The sequence below is a fragment of the Spirosoma pulveris genome (genome assembly GCF_054781875.1).
The window spans coordinates 1,363,450-1,387,281 of record NZ_BAAGTO010000001.1 but is presented as its reverse complement, the minus strand read 5'-3'; the positions used below and the strand labels follow the sequence as shown (position 1 = coordinate 1,387,281).

At 50.5% G+C, this 23,832-nt stretch carries 23 protein-coding genes; 13 read left to right on the top strand and 10 right to left on the bottom strand.

Going from position 1 to position 23,832, the window contains the following annotated elements; translation table 11 throughout:
• Positions 1–240 precede the first annotated feature (240 nt).
• On the top strand, positions 241–774 hold the full coding sequence (locus ACYVJM_RS05645) for a DUF2911 domain-containing protein (RefSeq protein WP_461147218.1): 534 nt from the start codon (positions 241–243) through the stop codon (positions 772–774).
• 75 nt (positions 775–849) lie between these two features.
• On the opposite strand, the gene ACYVJM_RS05640 is transcribed toward ACYVJM_RS05645, so the two are convergent.
• A complete protein-coding gene (locus ACYVJM_RS05640) occupies positions 850–1,206 on the bottom strand; it encodes a YtxH domain-containing protein (RefSeq protein ID WP_461147217.1) in 357 nt (118 codons plus the stop codon).
• Between the two features lie 369 nt (positions 1,207–1,575).
• On the opposite strand from ACYVJM_RS05640, the gene ACYVJM_RS05635 reads away from it, so the two are divergent.
• Positions 1,576–2,037 (top strand): YsnF/AvaK domain-containing protein, encoded by a 462-nt coding sequence (locus tag ACYVJM_RS05635; protein ID WP_461147216.1) that lies wholly within the window; start codon positions 1,576–1,578, stop codon positions 2,035–2,037.
• Positions 2,038–2,096: 59 nt separating this feature from the next.
• Positions 2,097–3,056, top strand: coding sequence for a YsnF/AvaK domain-containing protein (locus ACYVJM_RS05630; RefSeq protein ID WP_461147215.1), 960 nt, complete (start codon positions 2,097–2,099; stop codon positions 3,054–3,056).
• Positions 3,057–3,128: 72 nt separating this feature from the next.
• Here ACYVJM_RS05630 and glmM read toward each other — a convergent pair whose 3' ends face one another.
• From glmM to ACYVJM_RS05615, 3 genes are all read right to left on the bottom strand, one after another.
• Entirely contained in the window at positions 3,129–4,535 is a 1,407-nt protein-coding gene (gene glmM / locus ACYVJM_RS05625; RefSeq protein ID WP_461147214.1) for a phosphoglucosamine mutase, read from the bottom strand.
• Between the two features lie 110 nt (positions 4,536–4,645).
• Entirely contained in the window at positions 4,646–5,476 is an 831-nt protein-coding gene (locus tag ACYVJM_RS05620) for a transglutaminase family protein (protein ID WP_461147213.1), read from the bottom strand.
• A gap of 113 nt (positions 5,477–5,589) precedes the next feature.
• Positions 5,590–6,330, bottom strand: coding sequence for a peptidase (locus ACYVJM_RS05615; RefSeq protein ID WP_097124764.1), 741 nt, complete (start codon positions 6,328–6,330; stop codon positions 5,590–5,592).
• A 420-nt stretch (positions 6,331–6,750) separates the two neighbouring features.
• Here ACYVJM_RS05615 and ACYVJM_RS05610 point away from each other — a divergent pair, with 420 nt between their 5' ends.
• Positions 6,751–7,245, top strand: coding sequence for a hypothetical protein (locus ACYVJM_RS05610; protein ID WP_097124765.1), 495 nt, complete (start codon positions 6,751–6,753; stop codon positions 7,243–7,245).
• A 151-nt stretch (positions 7,246–7,396) separates the two neighbouring features.
• Positions 7,397–9,679 carry a T9SS type A sorting domain-containing protein gene (locus ACYVJM_RS05605; protein WP_461147212.1) on the top strand — a complete coding sequence of 761 codons (2,283 nt, stop codon included), beginning with the start codon at positions 7,397–7,399 and terminating at the stop codon, positions 9,677–9,679.
• Positions 9,680–9,747: 68 nt separating this feature from the next.
• Here the strand turns inward: ACYVJM_RS05605 and ACYVJM_RS05600 are convergent, their stop codons facing one another.
• Positions 9,748–12,192 carry a S9 family peptidase gene (locus ACYVJM_RS05600; protein WP_461147211.1) on the bottom strand — a complete coding sequence of 815 codons (2,445 nt, stop codon included), beginning with the start codon at positions 12,190–12,192 and terminating at the stop codon, positions 9,748–9,750.
• Positions 12,193–12,653: 461 nt separating this feature from the next.
• Between ACYVJM_RS05600 and ACYVJM_RS05595 the strand changes: the two genes are divergently transcribed.
• The 7 genes from ACYVJM_RS05595 (at position 12,654) to mtgA (ending at position 17,703) form a co-directional block, all read left to right on the top strand.
• Positions 12,654–12,941, top strand: coding sequence for a YciI family protein (locus ACYVJM_RS05595; protein ID WP_461147210.1), 288 nt, complete (start codon positions 12,654–12,656; stop codon positions 12,939–12,941).
• Between the two features lie 261 nt (positions 12,942–13,202).
• Entirely contained in the window at positions 13,203–13,883 is a 681-nt protein-coding gene (gene hxpB, locus ACYVJM_RS05590; protein WP_461147209.1) for a hexitol phosphatase HxpB, read from the top strand.
• A 46-nt stretch (positions 13,884–13,929) separates the two neighbouring features.
• Positions 13,930–14,751: a PhzF family phenazine biosynthesis protein gene (locus ACYVJM_RS05585; RefSeq protein ID WP_461147208.1), complete on the top strand. Its 822-nt coding sequence runs from the start codon at positions 13,930–13,932 to the stop codon at positions 14,749–14,751.
• Between the two features lie 173 nt (positions 14,752–14,924).
• Positions 14,925–15,080, top strand: a complete 156-nt coding sequence (locus ACYVJM_RS05580) for a hypothetical protein (protein ID WP_461147207.1) — start codon at positions 14,925–14,927, stop codon at positions 15,078–15,080.
• Between the two features lie 48 nt (positions 15,081–15,128).
• On the top strand, positions 15,129–15,581 hold the full coding sequence (locus tag ACYVJM_RS05575; RefSeq protein WP_461147206.1) for a GNAT family N-acetyltransferase: 453 nt from the start codon (positions 15,129–15,131) through the stop codon (positions 15,579–15,581).
• Between the two features lie 38 nt (positions 15,582–15,619).
• Complete coding sequence (gene hemW / locus ACYVJM_RS05570) at positions 15,620–16,744, top strand: radical SAM family heme chaperone HemW (RefSeq protein ID WP_461147205.1); 1,125 nt, start codon at positions 15,620–15,622, stop codon at positions 16,742–16,744.
• Positions 16,745–16,836: 92 nt separating this feature from the next.
• A complete protein-coding gene (gene mtgA, locus ACYVJM_RS05565; RefSeq protein ID WP_461147204.1) occupies positions 16,837–17,703 on the top strand; it encodes a monofunctional biosynthetic peptidoglycan transglycosylase in 867 nt (288 codons plus the stop codon).
• 50 nt (positions 17,704–17,753) lie between these two features.
• Here the strand turns inward: mtgA and ACYVJM_RS05560 are convergent, their stop codons facing one another.
• The 5 genes from ACYVJM_RS05560 to ACYVJM_RS05540 all read right to left on the bottom strand — a co-directional run bounded on the left by ACYVJM_RS05560 (position 17,754) and on the right by ACYVJM_RS05540 (position 23,293).
• Positions 17,754–19,058 carry a Gfo/Idh/MocA family protein gene (locus ACYVJM_RS05560; protein ID WP_461147203.1) on the bottom strand — a complete coding sequence of 435 codons (1,305 nt, stop codon included), beginning with the start codon at positions 19,056–19,058 and terminating at the stop codon, positions 17,754–17,756.
• Positions 19,059–19,084: 26 nt separating this feature from the next.
• On the bottom strand, positions 19,085–19,861 hold the full coding sequence (locus ACYVJM_RS05555; RefSeq protein ID WP_461147202.1) for a 3-ketoacyl-ACP reductase: 777 nt from the start codon (positions 19,859–19,861) through the stop codon (positions 19,085–19,087).
• Positions 19,862–19,863: 2 nt separating this feature from the next.
• Positions 19,864–21,309 carry an oxidoreductase gene (locus ACYVJM_RS05550; RefSeq protein ID WP_461147201.1) on the bottom strand — a complete coding sequence of 482 codons (1,446 nt, stop codon included), beginning with the start codon at positions 21,307–21,309 and terminating at the stop codon, positions 19,864–19,866.
• A 14-nt stretch (positions 21,310–21,323) separates the two neighbouring features.
• Complete coding sequence (locus ACYVJM_RS05545) at positions 21,324–22,748, bottom strand: glycosyl hydrolase (RefSeq protein ID WP_461147200.1); 1,425 nt, start codon at positions 22,746–22,748, stop codon at positions 21,324–21,326.
• 191 nt (positions 22,749–22,939) lie between these two features.
• Positions 22,940–23,293 carry a hypothetical protein gene (locus ACYVJM_RS05540; RefSeq protein WP_461147199.1) on the bottom strand — a complete coding sequence of 118 codons (354 nt, stop codon included), beginning with the start codon at positions 23,291–23,293 and terminating at the stop codon, positions 22,940–22,942.
• Positions 23,294–23,354: 61 nt separating this feature from the next.
• On the opposite strand from ACYVJM_RS05540, the gene ACYVJM_RS05535 reads away from it, so the two are divergent.
• Positions 23,355–23,816, top strand: a complete 462-nt coding sequence (locus ACYVJM_RS05535) for an OsmC family protein (RefSeq protein WP_461147198.1) — start codon at positions 23,355–23,357, stop codon at positions 23,814–23,816.
• Positions 23,817–23,832: the final 16 nt, after the last annotated feature.

Sequence of the window (23,832 nt, the reverse complement as noted above, 5' to 3'; positions counted from 1 at the left end):
TATTAATATAAAAAATGCCCGGTACAGGAATTAGTACCGGGCATTTTTTATGCTTTCTGGCAATAGCAATACTAACAGAAGCTTTGTCAATAATCAGGCGGGTTGGTAGTTCGCTGGTTCTTCTTTACTTTAGTTGTTGATGATTGGTTATTCGTCAGTCAGCACTGGCTGCAAGTAGCTTAGTTGAAGACCAAGACCACTCATAAAGAACCATTAACCAATAACTCATCTATTGAAACAATGAAAATGACACGCATGAACCGGACGGTTGCGTTAACCTTGATTGGCGTATTATTGAGCGTAGTAACCTGGGCACAAGGTGATAAAGCCAACCGCCCCAGCCCACCTGCTATGGCTAGCGGTAAAGTAAATGGTGCTTCCATTACGATCAGTTACGGGAGTCCATCCGTAAAAGGCCGTCCTGTTTGGGATGCCGGCAGTACATTGGCTCCTTATGGAAAAGTGTGGCGGTCAGGCGCAAATGAGGCCACAACATTCGAAACGGATAAAGATATTATGGTGGAGGGAAAAGCCCTGCCAGCCGGAAAATATGGCTTCTTTACCATTCCCGGCGAAAAGGAATGGACTGTTATTTTTAACAAAGTCTCGAATCAATGGGGGGCATTCAAGTACGACCAGGCGCAGGATGCGCTACGCGTAACGGCCAAACCGGTCAAGTCTGCCCAAATGAACGAGCGACTCGTTTATGACGTAACGGGTAAGGGCATTGTTCTAAAATGGGAACACGTTGAATTGCCTATATCGATAAAATAAAATCAGGCGCGGAGATAGATTCTAAATCCATCTCCGCGCCCGACTTTAACTTAGTCTTTTTACTAAGTGATTCACTTAGTATAATTTCAATGAATCTTCTACATTATTGACGCCTGCCTTCACTGAGTCTGCTGCATCATCAACTTTGTTGTTGTAATCTGATTTCATCTGCTCCTTATTGTAGCTCGACTGAGCCTCATTTTTATACTGGTCGAACTTATTCTCGGCCTTATTGGCAAATTGATTGGCTTTCTCCTCAGCGTTACCTACCAGTTTGTCGACCTGCGATTTAACTTGGGCAACTCCTTCTTCCCACTGGCTTTGTAAATCGTTAACATTTTTAGTCAGCTTATCACGGGTTTCTTTACCGCTGCGTGGGGCTGTCAAATAGCCGATGGCCAAGCCTGTTAGTACTCCTCTCAAAAAGCTCATAATCGTGTTTGTTTGAATATCGTTGTCGAATAACTCCTACTAACTAAAAATTGTGCCACATGGTTTATTTAGTTAATAGGTGCCTGTTTATCAGCTAATTGTTGGTGTTAAGAAGGGCCTTTAAACATAACACACCTTTATTTTATGAGTAGTTAATTCCACAGGATAGGGGTTTTGGATGGGCAAAATATGCGTCTACAGCGGCTATTGATCAGCGGATATGAAATATTTGTGAAAAAGTTGTGAAAGACCTCTAAATTAAATAATACATAAAATACAGAACAAATAGACAATTACTCCTATTATACTATTATCCTAGGTGAGTTTGATAGGCAGTAGCCTTTACAAATCACCTGCAATCTGAATGTAATGGGTAACGAAACCGGCAATACTGATCAATTGTACAACCAGGCAGCCAAACAGCCGGAACTAATCACCGAAAGTGAGAAAGTAGTGATTATTCCGGTTATCGAAGAGAGCGTACATGTTGATAAAGCACTTGTCGAAACGGGTAAGCTACGGATTCTCAAAACAGTTAAGCAGGAAGAGCAAGTGATTGATCTACCCTTATCGCATGAAGAATTCGATGTTGAACGGATTGTCGTCAATGAGTATGTAGATTCGCCACCGGCAGTTCGGTACGAAGGTGATACAACAGTGTATCCTGTATTGAAGGAAGTACTGGTCATTGAGAAAAAACTGGTACTCGTTGAAGAAGTGCGCATAACAAAACGTCTGGTAACAGCCAATGAACCACAGCGGGTTGTTACCAGAAAAGAGGAAATCAGTGTAGAACGGATTTCCAATGAACTCGGACGTTCGGCTTTGTAGAAAGCTTCGTTATAGATTAATAGTAAGTTCTCAACGTATAAACAAAACCCTAAAAGAGCATGGCACACACAGTGATCGGCGTATTCGACAACGCCACAGAAGCCCAAAAGGCAGTAGACGAGTTAGTAGACAAAGGATTTTCACGCAGCAGTATTGATTTATCGGCGCAGACAGGAGACTATTCCAATAGTGATCTGGATGATAGCGACGACGATTCGAGCGTGGGTGGTTTTTTCAGTTCACTATTCGGTAGCGACGATGACGATGCCCGTCGCCATACACGGGTTGCCAGTCGTGGGTCAGTTGTGACGGTGCATGCTCAATCGGATGATGAAGCAGAGCAGGCTGCAGATATTCTTGACGACAACGGCGCTGTAGACGTAGATGAACGAGCATCGCAGTATGGATACGGGAATACCGGAACCCAAACAACGATGGGCAATGCTGGCACTAGTTATGGCACAACCGACACCACGATGGGGACCACTGGTCTCGACACCGATGTGACCGGGGTGAACTACGGCGATACCACGAACCGTGGCCTTACGAGCGATCGCGACCTGACAACCGACAACGATCAAACAATCAAGGTTATCGAGGAAAATCTGGAAGTAGGCAAGCGTGAAGTGGAGCGTGGTGGTGTTCGGGTACGGAGTCGTATTATCGAGCGCCCGGTGGAAGAGAGCCTGCGTTTACGTGAAGAGCGTGTGCGGGTCCAGCGGACACCCGTCAACCGTCCGGCCACAGAGGCTGAGCTGAATGCCTTTCAGGAGGGTCAGATTGAAATGATCGAACATGCTGAAGTTCCGGTGGTATCGAAGACAGCCAACGTCGTTGAAGAAATCTCTGTCGGAAAAGAAGTTAACGAACGTGTCGAAACCATTCGTGACACGGTCCGCAGTACGGACGTCAATATTGAAAACATTGACGCGCCAAGAAATGCGGATCAGGTGGTTACAACGAACCGCACGGATACGGATTATGACGACGATCTCAACACCACATCGTTAAATCGATAGGTGGCGGGTTTATACATAAAAAGGGGACGACGCAAACTGCGTCGTCCCCTTTTTTAATGCATCATGGCTGAGTTAACGTTTCTCTGCCAGTACTTCCCGAATATCATTGATGATTTTGCCTGCCAGATGGTCGGCGGTAGCCAGCGTATCTGATTCAGAATAAATTCGGATGATCGGTTCGGTATTTGACTTTCGCAGATGAACCCACTCTTTGTCGAACTCAATTTTAACGCCGTCAATGGTATTGATTGGGTTCCGGGCGTATTTTGTTTGAATACGTTCCAGAACTGCGTCCACGTCGATATCGGGCGTTAGTTCTATCTTATTCTTGGAAATGTAATAGTTGGGGTATGTCCGGCGAAGCATGGACGCTGATTTTCCGGATTTCGCCAAATGAGTAAGGAAGAGGGCAATACCAACCAGCGCATCGCGGCCGTGGTGTAATTCGGGATAAATAATACCCCCGTTCCCTTCGCCACCAATGAGCGCTCCTTTTTCGCGCATCATTTCTACGACATTCACTTCGCCCACGGCAGAGGCAAAATGTTCTCCGCCGTATTTACGCGTTACGTCACGCAGCGCAACGGTACTTGACATATTGGAAACCGTATTACCGGAACTACCGTCAGCCCTGTTTTTAAGTACGTAATCGGCAACGGCTACCAGGGTGTATTCTTCGCCAAAGGCTGAGCCATCTTCGCAGATAAGGGCCAGTCGGTCAACATCAGGATCGACGACAATGCCAAGGTCGGCGTTGCCCTTTTCCATTTCTTTGATGATGTCGCGTAGATTTTCAGGCAGAGGTTCTGGGTTATGGGCAAAGTTTCCGGTTGGTTCGCAATGTAATTTCGTGATATGCTCAACGCCGAGAGCCTCTAGGAGCATGGGCACTGCTATACCACCGGTAGAGTTGACGGCATCTACTACAAGCTTGAAGTTTCGGGATGCCACAGCTTCCCGATCAACCAGTGGCAGCGCCAGAATCTGATCGATGTGTTTTTGAAGCCATGTATTATCAGCATGATACTTGCCTAATTTCCGTACTTCGGCAAAGTCGAACGATTCGTTTTCCGCAATATCGAGCACTTCTGCACCGTCCTGCGCCGAAATAAACTCACCCGCTTCGTTAAGGAGTTTAAGCGCGTTCCACTGAATAGGGTTGTGGCTGGCGGTCAAAATGATCCCACCCGATGCGTTTTCGCCCGGTACAGCTATCTCTACCGTTGGCGTAGTGGATAGCCCAAGGTCAATGACGTTCAGCCCAAGTCCCTGCAACGTGGCTGCCACCAGTTTTGATACCATCTCGCCCGACAACCGGCCATCCCGGCCAATAACAACCGTTAGCCGGTCTGGGTTACGTTGCCGAAGCCATTGGCCAAATGCAGCCGTAAATTTGACTACATCCAGGGGCGTCAGTCCGTTTCCGCTGCGCCCCCCAATCGTTCCTCTAATCCCGGAAATAGACTTAATTAATGTCACGTGTTGGGTTTGTAAGTAATTTTTGGATAAGTATGCAAAGATAGTCGATAGCCGATAGTTGTCACGAATTAGTTAACAAGCGTACTGAAAGTTCTATCAACATTGGTAATTCATATGAATAGTAACTCAGCGTGAAGTGTGGAGTTCGCATGTCCCTGAAACGTACCGCTTATGGGAGCCGCCAGCTCCGGTTTGGCCGTCGACGTCAGGAATATATGTCGGTTAACAACCAGCGAGCCCTGCGTGGGGTCGAAACCCCGCCAACCCGCTCCCGGCAAATATACCTCAGCCCAGGCATGAAGCTGGTGTTCCTGTTGTGGATTACCAAATAAATAGCCACTTACAAAACGTGCTGCCAGACCCATACTCCGGCAAGCTGCCATAAACAGGGTTGTATAATCCCGACACGACCCTTTCCGCAGGGTCAGGGTTTGTTCCGGCGGTAAAGGGGCTCCCAACTCACGAATCTCGTAGGTAAACTGCCGGATTGTCTGATTCAATAGAATCAGGAAAGCCGTTGTTTGCCCGTCTGCATCGGCGGCTAGCTGCCTGGCCCAGTTTTCTACTTTTTCCGATACGCCCACCCGTTTTAGATACGGTTGCAGCAAATCTTCTACCGCTTTCGGGTACTGAAAAGGAACCCGCTGGGTGTCGAACGGGAACAGCACAAAATCGAATGAATTAAATTCGTCGGACTGAAGCTCCATTTCTGCCGTTACACGCAAATGAGAAGTTGGATGATTAAAATAAACCACCTGCTGGACGTTCCCCTCCACATCGACGTTTCGTACGATCCGGGATGGCTGGGGGTCAATTGTCAGTTCATACGTGAGTAGTCGCTGGTAAGGATAGGTCCTTGGATACAGATAAAGGGTTTGCGGACTAAGTGCAACAGGAATATCGTAGGTGTATTCGGAGGTATGCCGAACGTGAAGATTCATGCGTTGAGAAGTATAATTTGTAAGATGTACGAAGTATGATATAGGGTGTATTGTCAGTGATGAGCAGCATCGGCCAGCTCACGATCTCTGCCAATTATATCATACACCGTACATCATACATTTTTACTGGAACGCACCTTCTCGAAAATAGGGTCCATCCAGTAGGTCGGTACTTTTCGAACCGAATTACCCAACAGGGCGCTCCATTGGTGCGAGATTTCGTCCATATCTTCTTTCTCAAGCCGATACTCGGTCATATGGAAGCTATTTTTTGGGTAAATCACCACATCGAGCGGATAATCAACGTCGTTGGCACTAACGCGGGTGGCATCGAAGGCCAGAAAACCAATCTTCAGCGCATCGGCCATAGACGACTCATAAGATAAGTTCCTGAAAAGCAGTGGCTTACCGTAACCTGAGTTGCCAATTATTTTGAAAGGAGATCCCTGGTCAACCTCTACCCAGTTACCTTCGGGGTAGAGCATGAAAAGTTTATGTTCTTCATCGTCTTCCAGTTGACCGCCCACAATGGCGTTTAGGTTAAAGTTGAGGCCGCTGGCTACGATCGATGTTTTATCCTCCAGGGCAACCCGTTTTACCTGCTCTCCGAAGGCGTTGACAGCTTTGTATAGTTTATTGAAGGAGCGATCCTGTTCGGAAAGTACTTCTTTAAAATACGTAATCGCTTTGTCGCGTACGGAACGCAGGCCCGATGTCATGATAAACAACGAGTGGTTCTCGACCTCATGAACCGAGATTTTTCGATTCGATGATACTTCAGAACCCGAGGTCAATCGTCTGTCGGCGATGGCAACAAGACCCGAGGCAACTTTAATTCCTAAACAATATGTCATTCTATACAGTGGGAAAACAGGAGTAGTTACTCCGGAACATAAACCCAACAAATATACAGGATGCCCACGTTTTTGTTTGGTTTACCCGTCCGATTTATCGAAAATGCTAGCGTCCGAGACCATTAAAATGTCATCTACGCATACATAAACGCCCGGATTACATTTCGGCAGACTAGTAGCTGTATCTTATCTGAATATCTTAAGAAACATTTTCTTTGGATGTGTATCGTTCTGATAGTCATTCGGTTATAATTTAGAAAACTACTTTTTAGGAAAAGTATCAACTAGTTATTCAGAAGCCAGTCATTTAATCATTATCGTAGATAACAGATAGGTTTTGGTCAGGAACGGTTTGATTTTGGTAAACGATTGTGTTACTTTGAAAACCAGAAGGTTTTTATTCCCTCTGCCCATTTTGCAATGAACTTTGACGACGAAGACGACGACGATAGCTTCATGGACTGGGATGGCTTCGATGAGGACTACGACCCCGAAGAAACTCGCGCCGAGATGGAAGCCGAGAACCGGCGCATCAAGAATCTGCCTATCCTGCGGAAGGCTAACGAATTGATGGAGTTGACGCAAGCCATTGTTGAGACCATCAATAAGGAAGAAGACGTATTGATGATGCATGAGCAGATGCTGGCGAATGCCATGATGCTGGCGCCAAAAATCGTTGGTGCAGAAGGGGGGGACTTGTACACGTTACGGATGGAAAATGCCGTGATCATTAAAATGCACGCTCGTGAACTTCTTGCCCAGACGTCTTACTGCAAAGCCGAAAAACTAGCTCAAACGGCTTACCTGAACGTACTGCGCGATGAGATTGAGCAGTTCCGGCTGCTATTTGTTGAGTGGGTAAATGGGTTCGATAAAGATAACGACGCCCCCGACGACTGGGGCCTTTTTTACTAAGCAACCGGCTAATGAGTTTAGGAGCCGCTCGGTTTATACTGAGCGGCTTTTTATATCCATCTATATAAAAATAATAGTTTCATCCGACCATCTCTATGAAATGGCTATTTGAAGTTCTACACCTATATTGGTTTCGCTAAAAATGGACTCTATGGATGATCGTTTACAGTTACGTTGCCAATATTTTTTTTATCAGATAATAACCTGCCTAATCGGCTTCGGCTTGTTTATCGGACTGACCATATCGGCGGCATGGGCAACCGCTCCAATACCTGGTCAGGCACCAGCGGTACTAAGTATATCGTTGAGTTCGGCAACGGTTTGCGCGGGTGCGAGTACAACACTTACCGTAACTGGTTGCCCAACGGGCGGGGTTATTCAATGGTCAACTACCGGGGCGGGAAGTAGCCTTGTTGTAGCGCCTGTTCAAACGACTTCGTACACGGCCACCTGTACGGAGACCAGCCCGGTAGCCACGACAACGACCGCTACTGCCACCGTTCAGGTGTACCCGCCAATCAGAATAAGTCCGGTAGCTTCGTTATCAGTCCTTTGTAATGGCGGCAAAGATGGGCAGGTAGCCATTAATGCCAGTGGTGGCACGGGTGTACTGCAATATCAGTTTAACGGTCAGCCATTCCAGTCGGTAAACAGTACCTTTGGAAGTCTGGCAGCAGGCACCTATACCGTTGCTGTAAAAGATGCGCTGGGATGCCAGGTACAGGGAGCTGTGGAGGTTAAACAACCCCCCGCTTTGTCTGCTACAACGACCACTGTTCCGCCGAGTTGTTTAGGCCGGTCCGACGGGGGGATTATCGCTTTTGCATCGGGTGGAGTTGGTGATTACCGATTTTTGCTTAACGGAAGTGCGCCCCAGGTGAGTGGTACGTTTATTAACCTCAAGGCCGATACAACCTACTCGCTTATTGTTGCCGATAAGAACAACTGCGTACTCTTCCGGGATGTGGTGATTAGTCCGCCGGGGTCGTTTACGATAAAACTGACATCGACGCCAACCCGCTGCCCTGGTTCTGCCGATGGCATTGTGATGGTTTCGGCCACGGGTGGGGCAGGAAATTACCAGTACCGAATCGGGACCGGGCCGTTGCAGACAGGCTCTCAGTTTACGGGACTGGCTGCCAGTTCGTACGAAGTTACAGTAGTGGACGGGTCTAGTTGTGAGGGCAGGCAATCGGTCGTGGTCGGACAGCCCGCTCCGTTACAGCTGACCCTAACGGCCGTTCCCGTGAACTGTCAGGGCCCGAACAGCGGGGCTATCCGGATTACCCCGACGGGGGGTACCGGAGCGGTAAGGTATCAGCTCAGCAGTGGAAGTGCCCTCCAAAGCAACCCTGTTTTTGCGGGCATTGGGGTTGGCGACTACACAATTGTTGGCGTAGATGCGAATGGTTGTACCAGTCTTGCCTCTGTGACAGTGGGCATAGCTGAGCCCCTTAAAATTCAGGTGGTGCCTATTCCCGCAACTTGCTGTGTGTGCGCAACGGGTGGTTTTCGACTGAGCACGACGGGCGGTATTGGTACGGCCCGCCAGTATCAACTTATCGGCCAGCCGTATCAGTCGGCCAGTACCCTAACAGGTCTACGCCCCAATACGTACCGGCTCAGGGTGGTCGATGAAGCCGGTTGCACAGACACTACTGCGGCCGTTGTGACCAACGGAAATGCGCTCACACTTTCTGTTAGTCGACTGAAAGATGTAAGCTGTACCGGGGGGAATGACGGAGAAGCAACCGTTCAGGTGGTGGGCGGTACCAAACCGTTCACGTATTACTGGGCAACGGAACGGCGGGATACACTCCGGCCCTTTATCGCTACCCAAACGGCCCTGGTGGCGGGAACCTACACCGTGAGCGTGGTCGACAGCAACCGATGCTCATCGGCTACCCTTTTTGTGCCGTTGAAAGCTCAGTTTCCTATACCCGCCAAACCAACCATTTCCATGACTGGGAGCAGTACGCTGGTAGCCGATCAGTCGGCGGGCGTACAGTGGTACATACGGTTGGGAAATAATCCGGCAAAGCCCGTTCCCGATGCAACCGGTTCAACGTTAGTGCCTTTCCAGAGTGGACAGTATTACGCGGTTGTAACAGCAAATGGCTGTTCATCAGCTCCATCCGACTCGATAAATTTCATTCTGACAGCCTTACCCGAACCGCTTACCTCGCTGGCCGTTCGGGTACTGCCAAACCCTATCGTAGACGGGTTACGGCTGGAAGTTGAACAGCTCGAACGATCGTCCATTTCGCTCCAGTTACTGGATGCGTCGGGCCGGATCGTCATGACGGGTCAGCTGCCGGCGTTTACAGGGAAGAAACAGGCCGAATGGCCACTGACGGGTGTCATGAGTGGTAACTACCTACTGAAAGTAAATGCAGATAAACGCCAGTCGGTGCTGCGGGTTGTAGTGGAATAATTATAAAATAATGGACAATGATTTATTAAAAATAAATTTAACTGTCCATTACCCATTACTAAGCTTCCTCACAGCCGCTCGTCGAACAGTTTCAAAATCCGCTTGTATTCATCCATCCAACTGGTGGGTTCCACAAAGCCGTGGTCTTCGACGGGGTAGGGGGCCAGTTCCCAGTTTTCCTTCTTCAACTCAATAAGCCGCTGAGCCAGCCGGACGGCATCCTGAAAATGAACGTTTACATCGACCATACCATGACAGATGAGTAAATGGCCTTTCAAGCCCTCGGCAAAGTTGATGGGCGAAGAGCGTCGGTAGGCCAGTGAATCGGTTTGGGGTTCGTTCAGGATGTTGGCGGTGTACGGATGATTATAGGCTGCCCAGTCGGTTACGGGACGAAGAGCGGCTCCGGCTTTGAACACATCAGGCGTGGTAAACATAGCCATGAGCGTAATAAACCCGCCGTACGAGCCGCCATAAATACCAATTCGTTTGGCATCGACGCCCTGCGTTTGCACCAGCCATTTGGCCGCGTCGACATGGTCTTCCAGATCCTTACCACCCATAAACCGATAAATACCTGTGCGCCAGTCGCGACCGTAGCCCGCACTGGCCCGGTAGTCGATGTCGAGAACGGTGTAGCCTTTGTCGACCAGCAGGTTATGGAACATGTATTCCCGAAAATACTGGCTCCACCATTTGTGTGCGTTCTGCAAATACCCGGCACCATGCACAAAAACCACCGACTTTCCGTTAGAGGTAGTTGGTTTGTATAAGCGGGCGTAAATCGGCTGACCGTCGCGAGCGGGGATGGTAACCAGCGAGGGTTCCCGCCAGGGATAGGCTTTGAAAGCGTCGGTCAGGGAGTTGGTTAGTTTGACAGCTGTACCGGCGGTAGCTGATTTGGCCGTTTTAGAGTCGGTAGCGGGTTGGTTGATCTCCATCGCATACAACTCCCAGGGCTGATTACTGGAAGAATACCGGATTGCCATCCGGGTTTCATCGGGCGAGAGCGTTACGTCGTTGGCTCCGGTCATGTTCGTCAGGCGGGTACGTTCACCACCATTTACCGACATTCGGTATAAATGCTGCTCGCCGGGATGGACTTCATTCGTTTGCAAGTAGAAGTACTTTTTATCTTTCGACAATTGGACCTGCTGCACCTCGAACTTGCCGGAAGTCAGCTGCTTTTTCTCCGCCGTGAGGACATTGACGGTATACAGGTGCGAGTAACCATCGGCTTCCGACTGAAACCATAACGTTTGGTTATCGCCCAGAAAGCCCATGTTGCCCGGCGAGTTCTGCGAACCAATTCCCGGCCCGCCAATCCACGTATCTTCGTGCTGGCGGTCGAGCAGGGATAACTTCAGCGTTTCGGGCTGGAGCCGCATGATCCAGCGGTCTTTGTTGTCGAGCGATCGAACGACGACCACGCAAAATTTACCATCTTCCGACCATAGAGGGCTGCTGATTACCACCGGGCGTACTTTTTTTGCGGTATCTGCCTTGGCTGTTTTTGCCGATTGCAGGTAAGCGGGCTTATCCGAAATGCCCGGAATATCCTTCACCGAAACCGTCCGGACAGTGTCTTTGGCAATGTCATATACGAAAAACTCCTGGCTGGTAACGGGCGCCCCCACCTTCGTACGGGCCGCAATTTCTTCGGTATAGCCGGATTCGGTTATGTAGTTGGGTACCTGTGCCGTTTTGGCATTGATGGGCCGCTTGGTGAGTCGGTAGGTAATGAAACGACCGTCGGGGCTGAGCGTTGGATTGACGAGGGTTTTATCGTCCAGATAGATCTCTTTGGGGCGTTTGGGCTGGTCGGCCTTGCTAATTCGTTCGGCTTCGTCTTTCTTTTCCTTGCGTTCTTTCAATACAGACGACAGGCGAAGCTGGTCTTGTTTGAGGAATTTTTCTTCATCCGTAAGTTTCGCTTCTGCCTTTTTTGAGCCTGTTTTAAAGTCGGTGAGTTGGGTTAGTTCTCCGGTTTTCAGGTCGATACTGAATAGGTTGGAACCGCTTCGCCGGAATATCACCTGTTTCTGATCGCCCGAGAATACGGGGTCTATTTCGACTTCGGCGGTATTCGTCAGTTGACGTACCGAACCGGATTTCAGGTCAAGTAAAAAAAGGTCTCCCTGTCGGTCAAATACTCGTTGGGTGTAGGCAAGGTTAAAGGCTGACGTAGGGGGCGCGGGCAGTGCCCGGCGTTCCGTTGGGCTTACTTTCACCGGCTGTGAGGCCGTCAGTAATTTGGCACGGCCAGACCGGGGAGCTGAACTGGTGAAGGTCACTTTATAGAGCGAGTCCCCCAGTGCGCGATCCGGATTCCAGTTAAAATAAAGGGTTTGCGAGTCGTCGGACCAAAAAGGGTTGGAAGGGGCGGTCCCGATCCAGATTTTCGGGTCCTGCATGATGGTTTCGACGGTTAGTGTTGTCGGTTTCGGCGGGGTAGACTGCGCAAAAATAGGTGCACTGACCAACAGCGCGAGCAAAGTAAAGAGACGGTGCATTGACGAACGAGGTGAGAGGATGTGCAAAAGCCGGAAATTAGGAAGAAAACGTCGAAAGACTTACTTTTCGTTATGAAAACGCGTATTAATCCGTCCATCGAACCCATCGTTAACCGGGCTTATTACGCTATAAGTTTATTGCATATGTGCCTTGTTGGCTACCGAAGGGATAACAACGAAAAAATATCAGGCTGCCAGGGCAAAATCCAGCGAGTTTTTCGTCAAAACAGGCCGATTTGATGTTCAGGCGAGTAAGATCGCAGGAAGCAGTTTGGCTGCCAGGCAGTCTGCCGATTATAATATGGAGACCTTTCTAAGCGAAGCAGAAGCACAACTGCTGCTGGATGATTCCCGGCCTTTCTACGACCAAACCATCGTTTATTTTGCTCAAAATCCGGTAAGTTAGTATTGGCTGGACTCTGAAAGATGGTATCTTGCTTAATGAACCCGTAATCCAGTCAATGAAGTACGTTATACACGCTTACGACCATACCGATTCCGAAGCCCTCGCCCGCCGGATGACCGCCCGCCCTGACCATTTTGCCTATGTCCGCCAATTAAAAGAAAAAGGCCAGTTTATACTGGGCGGGGCGCTCCTTAGTCCCGAAGAAACCATGATCGGGTCGATGCTCGTTCTGGATTTAGATTCTGAGGAGCAACTTCAGGAATACCTCAAAACAGATCCCTATATCGTACAGGATGTTTGGGAGAAAGTGGATGTAAAGCCTTTCCGCCAGGCAGATGTGTGACCCGAAGCCGGTTTTGCCTTCTATAAAAATAAGCGCTTCCGCATTACGATGCCGCTTTTTTGCCGGTATTGCCCTCCTCATGGTGTTGGGTGGGCTGATAGCCTGTGGGCATAAGACAGACACAAAGGCAACAACTGTCCCCATTGACACGACCGTAGTTGACGACGATACGCTGGAAGTCAATGATTCGGTCCGTTTTAAACAAACTGAACGTGCCCGTTGATTACGTAAGAGTAAACCTTAGATAAGACAGTACGAATTTTGATAAACGCAGCGATATTTGATATGGATGGGCTGCTGGTGGATTCTGAACCCCACTGGCGTGCTATGGAACGAGTCGTTTTTGCCACAGTTGGCTTATATCTGACCGACGAAGAATGCAAACAAACGACGGGTCTGCCCATTCCGGACGTTATAGATTACTGGTTTGCCCGTGCCCCATGGACCAAAGAGGTCGCAGCCGGACGGACGCACCAGGACCTTGCCGACGCCATTACCGATGGTGTTCATGAACGAATTGCCACGCTGGCCGAGCCCATGCCCGGTGCCATCGGGGCATTACAATTCTTTGCTGATCGGGGCATTCCAACTGCCATTGCATCTGCATCGCCTATGAGCCTGATTGAAGTTGTGGTCAATCGGTTAGGGATTCGCCATTTATTAACGTTATGGCACTCGGCCACCCTGGAAGCGCGCAACAAACCGGCTCCCGACGTATACTTGGGCACTGCCCGGAAGTTGAATGTGTTACCTGCCACTTGCATTACGTTTGAAGATTCCGGAAACGGCCTGAAGTCAGCCTATGCGGCCGGTATGCGTACCGTAGCGGTCCCTGCTGAATTTGAATACAATGACCCGAAGTTTGCCATCGCCGATCAGATCATACCTTCCCTGACGGCGTTTTCGACCAGTCTGTTCGAGAAATTTCTGGTAAACGAATAAGCTTTCCCAGTTTCCTAAACCGTGCTTTGTGCACCCTATAAATTGTATGAAAATTTATCAACTGGATGCCTTTACCGACAAGCTGTTTGCGGGTAATCCGGCGGCTGTCGTTCCGCTCAGTGAATGGCTGTCCGATGAACAAATGCAGCAGATTGCCGCCGAAAATAACCTCGCCGAAACGGCTTTCTATGTCAAAGCAGATCAGCCCGATACCTATCATATTCGGTGGTTTACGCCTACTGTAGAAGTAGACCTATGTGGTCATGCGACGCTGGCTACCGGCTATGTTGTGTTTTTTCTGGAAAATAAAGGGCTTGAAACGGATCAGATCTATTTTAATTCACGGAGCGGTCAGTTGAAAGTTTGTCGGGGCGAAAATGCCTGGTTAACCTTGGACTTTCCGGCTGATGTCGTGCAGAAAGCCAATGTGCAGCCCCCCGCTCTAATTACGAGTATGGGCGAGAAGCCGATAGCCATCTTTAAAGGCAAAACCGATTACATGCTTGTTTATGAAACACAGGCCCAAATTGAAGCGCTGGACCCTGATTTTCGGGAGATGAGCAGCGTACCCGCCCGGGGTGTCATTGTGACGGCACCGGGAAATACGGAGGGCGATGCCGTTGATTTTGTGTCGCGTTTCTTTGGCCCGCAATCCGGTATCGATGAAGATCCGGTAACCGGTTCAGCTCATACAACGCTGGTACCTTACTGGGCCGAAAGGCTCGGAAAAACTGAACTCACCGCCCGACAGCTTTCTAAACGGGGTGGTTATCTGCGCTGCAAGCTAAATGACAACGGCGAAACACCAGCCCGAGTCGATATTGCAGGGCAGGTTCAGTTGTACCTCACGGGCGAAATTCATTTGTAAGATCGGATGGGAACGCGGATCGAACGAATGTGATAGGGTAGAGCTGATTTTGTTACCGCTATCCGTACTATTCGGTCGATCTGCGTTCCTGCCTGATTCAATTTTTATTCACTATTTTAATTTGTAATAAATCTAAACAAGCGTACTTTTGTTGTGTAAATCAACGTGTACGAATGACTGCCGAATTAAATTTATCTGATTATCCTGAATTGTCTGCCAACGCGAAGACGCTCATTCAGGCCAATCCGTTTCTGAGTCAGGAGTGTGTCCTGAAGAAGTGCTGTAAGAAATATAAAAAGGGAAAACGCTGCAAGAAATGCCCGGATTGATCAGGACTGCTTTTTGTTCTGGCAGCCCTTTTTCGCCATCTTCGTTGGATGGAACTGAGTTATGTACATTACCAGGACTTACCGACGGAACCCTGCCTGGCATCACTACTCGTGTTGCTCGCTGGAATATTTTCCAACCAATCGGTTGCTGAAATACAGGCAGAATTAACTTACCAACATTCCCGAACCGGTCTGCAAACCATGCTGGCCCTTAGCCATGGGCAAGTTGTTGGATGCAAACTGGGTTACGAACGCAAGCCTGGTCATTATTACAGCTGGCTAGGGGGTGTTCATCCCGATTTCCGAAGTCATGGCATCGCCACTGAACTCATGCGTCGGCAGCATGCCTGGTGCCAGCAACAAGGATACCAGACCATCCGCACCCAAACGTACAACCAGTGGCGGGGGATGCTAATCCTTAATCTTCGGCACGGCTTCGATATTACGGGTACGCTACAGGGCAAACACGGGCTCACCATTGTTCTGGAGAAGCGTCTATAAACGGAACCCAAGGCCCTGCTTTGTTGTCATAAGGGCAGATGCATCTCTATCTCCACATACCGTTCTGTAAGCAGGCCTGTCATTATTGCGACTTTCATTTTAGTACGAGTCTGGGACTGAAGTCAGCGCTGGTCGATGCGCTTTGTACGGAAATTGCCCTGCAAAAAAGCTACCTGCCTAACCAGCCGCTGGAAACGATTTATTTTGGTGGAGGTACCCCTTCCTTATTGACAGAGAGGGAGTTGACGGAGATTTTTTCTGCTATTCAGGCTCATTTTTTGGTTTTGCCAACCGCCGAAATCACCCTCGAAGCCAACCCCGACGATCTTACACTGGAGAAGCTTCAGATGCTTCGCCAATACGTCAACCGGTTGAGTATCGGCATTCAAACGTTCGATGAAAGCACACTTCGCTGGATGAATCGTGCGCATACCGCAACGGAAGCGGAAGTCTGCGTTGAACTGGCCCGGCAAGCGGGATTTGACAACATGAGTGTTGATCTGATCTACGGCATTCCTGGCAGAAATAAGCAGGCATGGCAACTTGATCTGCAAAAAATGCTGGCACTCAACGTACCCCACCTGTCTGCCTATGCTCTGACTATTGAACCCGATACCGCTTTTGGACGCTGGCAAAAAAAAGGAAAATTGCTGCCTGCCGATGAGGACATTGCTGCCGAGCAATTTGACGAGTTAACAAATGCCCTGACAACGGCGGGCTACGCCCATTACGAAATATCGAACTTTGCGCGGGATGGGCAATACGCCCTCCATAATACCGCTTACTGGCAACGACGGCCTTACTTGGGCATCGGGCCGAGCGCTCATTCCTATAATGGCCCTTCGCGGCAGTACAATGTAGCCAATAATGCCCGGTACATAGCCGCAATCGGACAGGGGCAATTACCCGCAACACGGGAGGAATTGACCGTTGCTGATCAGGTAAACGAATACCTGTTAACTGGTTTGAGAACCCAGTGGGGTTGCTCTATAACCGAACTGGATACCCTACTGGCAGGCGATTTCTCGGCGATTCAAGCCCGTGATCTGGACGCCATGTACAAAACCGGCTGGCTCGTTCGTCAAAATGATAAACTGTTGCTGACTCCGGCCGGTAAACTTTTTGCCGACCGGGTGGCCGCTTCCTTATTCGTGGACGAATAAATCCGCTTTTTCGTCAAATTTGACGTTAATTCTTCGCAAAGTGCGGGATTACAGCCGCCTTGCTATTATTTTCGCGGTATGCCCTCACTTGTATGAATCCGCAACGTCCTGCCAACACTTTCCGTACACCTCCCCAGCAAGGGCCGCGCCCGAAGGCGGGGACTGCGCCTGCTCAGCGTCCTGTATCAGCCGGGCGTGCTTCATCGGCAGGTAAACGAGGTTCGGGGCGGTTGGCAAAGGTTCGGCGGTTCATTCGTGAACGACCGTTGCTGGAGCGAGTTTACTGGTTTATCCTGAAAACGTTTCTGGTGCTTTTCTTTGGGTCATTCGCCTATGTAATTGTGTTGAAGTACGTGCCGGTTTGGGTAACGCCATTGATTGTTACACGCTGGTTTGACACCTTTGGCACCGATGAGAGCAGCCATGTATATAAAAAATGGCGGCCCTACGAAAAAATCAGCAAAGAGGCCGCTTTGGCCGTCGTGTCATCAGAAGATCAGAATTTCCCAACGCACTGGGGATTCGATTTCGACGAGATTCAGGATGCGATCAAGGAAAACCAAACCCGCAAGCGGCCACGCGGGGCCAGTACCATTTCGCAGCAGGTAGCCAAGAATGTGTTTCTGTGGAATGGTCGCAGTTACCTTCGTAAAGGCCTTGAAGTGTATTTCACCGCGTTGATTGAGCTGATCTGGGGAAAGAAACGCATTCTGGAAGTCTACCTGAACGTAGCCGAAACCGGACCGATGACCTTTGGTGTCGAAGCCGCATCGCAACGGTATTATGGGCATTCGTCGGTATCGCTCTCTCGCGATGAAGCCGCCCGGATTGCGGCCGTACTGCCTAACCCGCGGTTGTTTTCCATCAAACACCCATCCAATTATATCCAGCGCCGAACCCGGCAGATTGCCCGGCAAATGCGGTACCTGGGAGGACAGAAGTACATTCGAAACCTCTAGCCAGTACCTATCTTCGTAGCGCAGGCTACCGCCCGCGCTACGAGTTTCAGTTACACTTTTTCCGGTACGACAAATGGTGCCCGGTATTTGCGGGTCAGCATCTGGTTCGCTTCTTTGTCCCCGACAAACACTTCGGTTTTTGGGTCGAAATGTAGGGTACGGCCCAGGCGGTAAGCAATGTTGCCGAGGTGGGCAATGCCCGAAGCCAGGTGCGCCGTTTCGACGGGGCCATTTTGCTTCGAGGTGTCCCGCGCCCGAACGGCTTCGATGAAGTTCAGGTAATGATCACCCCCTTCATTGCGGGCCGGACCGGGTGCCCGCTCTTTACCCAGGAACGTCTTGTAGTCGGAATAGCCGTTGATGACCATATAGCCCTTATCGCCATAGAAGATATTGCCGATTTCGACACCGTCTTCTTTGTTAGTCATCCAAGGGCGAACCTCAAACTGGATCACCTTACCCGACGATGGATATTTGTACACCGAGGTGAGTGTTTCCGGCGTTTCCTTGCAGTCTTTCCAGAGGAATTTGCCACCCGCCGAGGTGATCTCTTCGGGTAGTCCTACATCCAGCCCCCACATGCACAGGTCCGTTTCGTGAATGCCCTGGTTACCAATGTCGCCATTGCCGTAATCCCAGAACCAGTGCCAGTTATAGTGAACGTAGTTTTTGCTGAACTCTTTTACCTGGGCCGGGCCTTGCCACATGTTCCAGTTTAGCTCTGCGGGAGCGGGCGAGGTGCCCTGATTGCCAATATCCGGACGCCATTTGTACACCAGCCCCCGGGCCATATACACATTGCCGATCAGCCCGTCGCGCAGGTGTTTGATGGCTTCCTGAATGGCTACGGAACTCCGCAGTTGTACACCATGCTGCACAATTCGCTTGTAGTGGTGTGCCGCTTCGACCAGCTTGCGTCCTTCGCGAAGGTTGTGTGCACCGGGTTTCTCCACGTACACATCTTTACCCGCCTGACAGGCCCAGATGGCCGCCAGCGCATGCCAGTGGTTGGGGGTGGCAATACTTACCACATCAATGTCCTTGTCGTCGTAGACCTGCCGAAGGTCGGCCTGGGTTTTTACTTTTTTGTTGTACTTCTTTTCAAATGCATCGGCTCCGGCCTGAAGTACGTTGCTATCAACATCGCAGAGCGTGGCGACTTCCACATCTTTCAGGCGAGAAAAACCCTGAATATGGTCTTTGCCGCGGCCGTTGATGCCAATGACGCCCACGCGCACCCGGTCGTTCGCACCGAACGCACGCGCCGGAACAAAGGTTGGCATACCGATTGCCGCCAGCGAACTGACCGCCCCGGCCTTGAGGACAAATCGTCGGGAAACTTGTTTTTCGTTCATGATTGATAACAGGTTTAGGAAAGGGTTTATAGTCTCGGTATTGTCATGCCTCCATCGACCAGTATGACCTGACCGGTCGAGTAAGGGAAATCACCTTTGGCCAGGGAGGCCACGGCGCGACCTACGTCATAGGGCAACCCCCAACGTTTTTGCACGGCCAACCCGCTGTCGATGAGCGCGTCATATTTGGCCGTTACACCCGCCGTCATATCTGTTTTGATAACGCCCGGCCGGACTTCGTATACCGGAATGTCATACTCTCCCAGTCGGGCGGCAAAGAGTTGGGTTGCCATGCTCAGGCCCGCTTTTGCCACGCAATACTCGCCCCGGTTTACCGACGCTACCGTGGCCGAAACGGACGAAACGTTGATGATACAACCCCAGAAATCAGCCTGTTCGACGCGTTGCGCAATCATCCAGTTGGCAGCTGCCTGCGTCAGAAAGTAAGCCCCCTGTAAGTTTGTGGACAGTACATATTGAAAGCTCTCTTCAGTGGCTTCCAGAATATCCCGCCGTTCTTTGGGCGCGACACCCGCATTGTTCACCAGTACATTCAGCCGACCAAAATGAGTGTTGATCGACGTGATCATATCTGCGCGGGCCTCGGGTGAGGCAATATCACCGGGGCAGTAAAGCACATCGCTGCCCCGGCTTCGTAAGGCGTCCAAAGCGTCCCGTACGGCATCTTCCGGCCGAACACCGTTGATGGCCAGATCAAATCCGGCATCGGCCAGCTGCTCGGCGATGCCGTAGCCAATTCCGCGGCTACCTCCTGTTATACATGCTACCGGACGGCGTTCCATCGTTACAGGCTCTCTTTAATGGCTTTAAGCTGCTCGGCTTCGGGGCCTTTCTTGTAAAGCGTATCCAGCGGATAGCAACCCGAAATCAGGCCATTGCGAGGAGCCGTTGTACAGTCCGAGAAGGTGCGGCAGATGAGGTTACGGACGAGCGACTTGCCTGCCAGCATGTCGGCGGGCATGGTCGGGTAGGAGAGCACCATGCGGCCAAAACCGACGCTATCGGCCATGCCTTTCTGCAATACCTGCTGCGCTACGTTGGGTAACCACTCCTGCAGGTATGAATAGCCTGAGCCAATAAAGACCAGTTCCGGGAATGCTTGTTTCAACTCACTTGTTACGTCAATTTGCCGCTTTACGCCAAGCAGCGGATCTTCCGGGGGCAGGTAGCCATCAGAAGGCGGGAACAGGGCCGGGCGCATGAGGTGTGGATTGTAATAGGGGCTTCCACCGGTAATGCACACCAATTGTATGCCAAGGGATTCTGCCAATGACAGGAAGGCTTTGGTCTCCGAGAGGTCCAGCTCTACGCCGTTCTCTTTCCCGCCAAAGGCAAAAGGGTATTGCTCGCTGGGTTCAGGAATACCCGCGCCCGCCGGTCCTTTTTTAAAAGGCAGCATATCGAAGGCACTCAACCGAATACCGATGCCCAGCCCTGGAGCCGCTTCCCGGATACCCGCAACGATGTTCCGTAAATAACGCGTTCGGTTCTCAAATGACCCGCCATAACGCCCCTCGCGACTCACAGCGCTGAGAAACTCGTGGCCCAGATAGCCGTGGCAGTGTTTTATATCGACAAAGTCGTACCCGGCTTTCTGGGCCAGTACAGCCGCTTCTACATATTGTTCGATGATCCGGTCGATCTCGTCATCTGTCAGCGTCGGATAATCGGCCTCCATGCCGAACTTGCTGTTTAGAAACGGGTGGCTGTACAGGATTTTGGACTCGAACGCCTTATGACTTTTCGGTTTACAAAAACGCCCTGAGTGTGTGAGTTGGAGGCCAATGACTAAATCGTCTGTTTTACCGAAGGCTGCGGTATGCTCATCGAGAAGCAGTTGCCGTAGTTCGACAAAATCGGGGAATGTTTCGTCGTTCATTACCAACTGATTCGGATTGGCTTTGCCCGAATGGCAGACGGCCACAGCCTCACAGCCGAAAAGCAGTTTGGCTCCACTGATCGCAAATTTTTTCCAGCGATTGCGGGTAAAATCGGTTGGTCGGCCATCCAGAGTGCCGTCCCAGCCTTCCATCGGTAAAATACAAAGGCTATTGCCGATGGTTTGGCCCGACTTGAGGGGGATTGGCCGGTTGAAAGGGCTTTCTGCCGGGGGTAACAAGGTATCGTCAAACGGCAGGTCGATGTCGTTTTTCGTCAGGTAGTTCCGCAGGTCGTCAGCCGTTTTTAACTGAGCCATGCGGGGGTAGGCGGGTTTGTATTTTTCACTCATTGCGGTAGGGGCGGTCAGACGATCCGTGGTTCGGCAATCCGTGGTTCGGCAATCCGATTAAAGAATGTGTAGTACGGTTCGTTGCGGATAATGCGTTGCAGGTAGAGGGCTACTTCGCGGGCGTGGTAATCGCCCCACATGCTCGACTCGCCATTGGCAATTTTGCTGCCAGCGGGTACATAATCCCAGCCGTTGGGCTGATGGTAAATCGAATGAAGCAGCAAGCCCTGGTGCGCTGGGTTGGTACTCAGATAAGGCTCATCAAACAAGGTGTTCAGTACGGTCAGTCCTGCCTGGTAATACCGTTTGCCAGCGTCGGGATCGCCTTTTTCGATCAGATAGTTTCCAAGTCGAAGCAGGCCCTGGGCACCAATGGCAGCGGCTGAACTGTCGACCGGTTCGAAGTCGTTGTATGGGTCGGCGGGGCGGTTGAGGTAATCGCCCAGACGGTATAAGTTGGGCGCTCCGGTATCCCAGTAAGGGATGCCATCGGTTGGCGTATGGTCAATATAGAAATCGCAGGTGGCGGTTGCGGCTTTGAGCATATAGGCTTCAATGTGCGCCCGCCCGCCAAATGCATCCAGTTCGGCATCGTCGCGGGTGGCCAGCCATTCCAGTTGTTCAGGAAAGCCGCACATGGCCCAGGCCAGGCCGCGAGTCCAGGTGGTAAAGCCCGAGTATCCCTGCTGCGAGTTTGGGCAGCGGAAGTTGCCATCCCGCACGTTAAACACGCTTTCGTGCGCCGTGCGGCCCCATAAGTCGTAGGAGTCGCGACCTTCGCCGTAAAAGACCGAGTAGTCGGCGGTGGCTTTGATATGCTGAAGAGCCCGGTCGAGCAGGTTGATTTTTAGATCGCCTTCGCCCTGAAAAACATGTCCCAGCGAATGGCTCAGCACCAGCGCCCGGCACGAACGGATGGTATCGACAAAAAGTGAGTGCGGACCGTTGAACGAGCTAATGAAGCCCGCTGCGCCATCCGGACCGTTTTTGATGGGTGTCCAGCGGCTGGCCTGTACGGCACCGGAAATCTTGATAGCCAGTTCGTAGAGATTTTTCTCCCACTCATTGAATTCAATTCTGCCTTCCCGCATCAGGCGAAGCAGGTTTCCATAAGTGCTCACATTGTTAAACCCATGGTCGTGCACACCGATGTGGCTGATGTGGGGAGCCATGACGGCAAGGGTTTTCTGTCGTCCGGCCTCCAGGAAGTTCGTTTCGTTAGTGGCGTCGAACTGCAAAATCGCCGAACCGAATTGAAAGCCCTGTGTCCACTCGGTCCAGCCCCTTGTCGTATATTTTCCCTGTACGGTAAAAACGGGAGAGCCTTTACTTACATCGTACTCGTTGTCAATGAGTTGTATTTTCTGGCCGGAGAGTGCCCAGAATTGATCAAGTTTTGATGATAGGTCTGTAGGTTGTAAAGAATCATTAATCAGCATTGAAGCGGGGCGTTTCCGTTTTTCGATGGGTACCAGATTATCCGGGAATAATCTAAAAGCAGAAAGAGCCGGAAGCCGGAACGCTACTGTACAGCATACCCGAAAATGTTTATTCGGACAAGAGTAAACCGAGCAGCAGCCAGCTGCCGACCCAATAAATCAGATAATTTGACGGAAATGCGAACGCGAAATCAGAATAGACCCTGCCCGAAGAAATGTGGCAGAGCGACCGGCTTGTTATGCAGGATAAGAAAATAAACCAGACCAGCCAATACTAAATAACTGAAGGCCAGCCATTTTCTCTTTTGAGCGAACTCTACCGGATGATGGTGATAATCATAAATCATGGAAGCCGATAGGCCCATGACCATCAAAAAGAACGAGAATACCCCAAAATCTGTTCGGTACATACGCACAGACTGCATGAACGTCGCCCCGGATACGATGTACAGCAGCCAGGCCGCAAATCCTGCCCGATACAGGTAGATGCTGAGCCGCCGGTCGTTTTTGAGGTCGAAAAGGTCGTCTGTGAATTTCTCGGACATGATTTTCTGCCATTTGGGCAGGTGAAAATACGAATTCTTTACTTTAAACGCAAAAAAGACAATGCTTGATACACAACCGGTTGAGACCACTCAGGAATTTAATACCATGCAGGTCGAACTGGTACGCGTCGACGATGGGTTTCATTTTGAAGCAATTGGTAAATCGGGCGTAGCCCAGCACATTGATGCTGCCACCGATATTGGCGGGCATAACGCCGGGGCGCGTCCTATGGAAATGTTATTGATGGGTCTGGCTGGCTGCTCGGCGATCGACGTGATCCTGATTCTTAAAAAACAGAAACAGGTAATCGAAGACTTCCGGCTCAAAGTAGATGGGTTGCGGGAGAAAGACGCGGTACCGGCGCCTTTTAAAAAGATTCACATTACGTACCTGCTCAAAGGTCAGCTGAACGCGGACAAAGTGAAGCGGGCAATCGATCTGTCGATGGATAAATACTGCTCGGCAACGGCCCAGTTTCGCCCATCGGCCGAGATTACCTATTCGTTTGAGATACAGGAATAAAATCAATAGAGTAGGT

Excerpts from the sequence above, each read along its gene's own strand:
- ACYVJM_RS05605 (WP_461147212.1), top strand. The coding sequence starts at position 7,397 with ATGGATGATCGTTTACAGTTACGTTGCCAATATTTTTTTTATCAGATA.
- ACYVJM_RS05600 (WP_461147211.1), bottom strand. The coding sequence starts at position 12,192 with ATGCACCGTCTCTTTACTTTGCTCGCGCTGTTGGTCAGTGCACCTATT.
- ACYVJM_RS05585 (WP_461147208.1), top strand. The coding sequence starts at position 13,930 with ATGAAAATTTATCAACTGGATGCCTTTACCGACAAGCTGTTTGCGGGT.
- ACYVJM_RS05630 (WP_461147215.1), top strand. The coding sequence starts at position 2,097 with ATGGCACACACAGTGATCGGCGTATTCGACAACGCCACAGAAGCCCAA.
- ACYVJM_RS05540 (WP_461147199.1), bottom strand. The coding sequence starts at position 23,293 with ATGTCCGAGAAATTCACAGACGACCTTTTCGACCTCAAAAACGACCGG.
- ACYVJM_RS05545 (WP_461147200.1), bottom strand. The coding sequence starts at position 22,748 with ATGCTGATTAATGATTCTTTACAACCTACAGACCTATCATCAAAACTT.
- ACYVJM_RS05550 (WP_461147201.1), bottom strand. The coding sequence starts at position 21,309 with ATGAGTGAAAAATACAAACCCGCCTACCCCCGCATGGCTCAGTTAAAA.
- ACYVJM_RS05580 (WP_461147207.1), top strand. The coding sequence starts at position 14,925 with ATGACTGCCGAATTAAATTTATCTGATTATCCTGAATTGTCTGCCAAC.
- ACYVJM_RS05560 (WP_461147203.1), bottom strand. The coding sequence starts at position 19,058 with ATGAACGAAAAACAAGTTTCCCGACGATTTGTCCTCAAGGCCGGGGCG.
- ACYVJM_RS05645 (WP_461147218.1), top strand. The coding sequence starts at position 241 with ATGAAAATGACACGCATGAACCGGACGGTTGCGTTAACCTTGATTGGC.
- ACYVJM_RS05615 (WP_097124764.1), bottom strand. The coding sequence starts at position 6,330 with ATGACATATTGTTTAGGAATTAAAGTTGCCTCGGGTCTTGTTGCCATC.
- hemW (WP_461147205.1), top strand. The coding sequence starts at position 15,620 with ATGCATCTCTATCTCCACATACCGTTCTGTAAGCAGGCCTGTCATTAT.
- ACYVJM_RS05610 (WP_097124765.1), top strand. The coding sequence starts at position 6,751 with ATGAACTTTGACGACGAAGACGACGACGATAGCTTCATGGACTGGGAT.
- ACYVJM_RS05535 (WP_461147198.1), top strand. The coding sequence starts at position 23,355 with ATGCTTGATACACAACCGGTTGAGACCACTCAGGAATTTAATACCATG.
- ACYVJM_RS05640 (WP_461147217.1), bottom strand. The coding sequence starts at position 1,206 with ATGAGCTTTTTGAGAGGAGTACTAACAGGCTTGGCCATCGGCTATTTG.
- ACYVJM_RS05575 (WP_461147206.1), top strand. The coding sequence starts at position 15,129 with ATGGAACTGAGTTATGTACATTACCAGGACTTACCGACGGAACCCTGC.
- ACYVJM_RS05595 (WP_461147210.1), top strand. The coding sequence starts at position 12,654 with ATGAAGTACGTTATACACGCTTACGACCATACCGATTCCGAAGCCCTC.
- ACYVJM_RS05635 (WP_461147216.1), top strand. The coding sequence starts at position 1,576 with ATGGGTAACGAAACCGGCAATACTGATCAATTGTACAACCAGGCAGCC.
- ACYVJM_RS05620 (WP_461147213.1), bottom strand. The coding sequence starts at position 5,476 with ATGAATCTTCACGTTCGGCATACCTCCGAATACACCTACGATATTCCT.
- ACYVJM_RS05555 (WP_461147202.1), bottom strand. The coding sequence starts at position 19,861 with ATGGAACGCCGTCCGGTAGCATGTATAACAGGAGGTAGCCGCGGAATT.
- mtgA (WP_461147204.1), top strand. The coding sequence starts at position 16,837 with ATGAATCCGCAACGTCCTGCCAACACTTTCCGTACACCTCCCCAGCAA.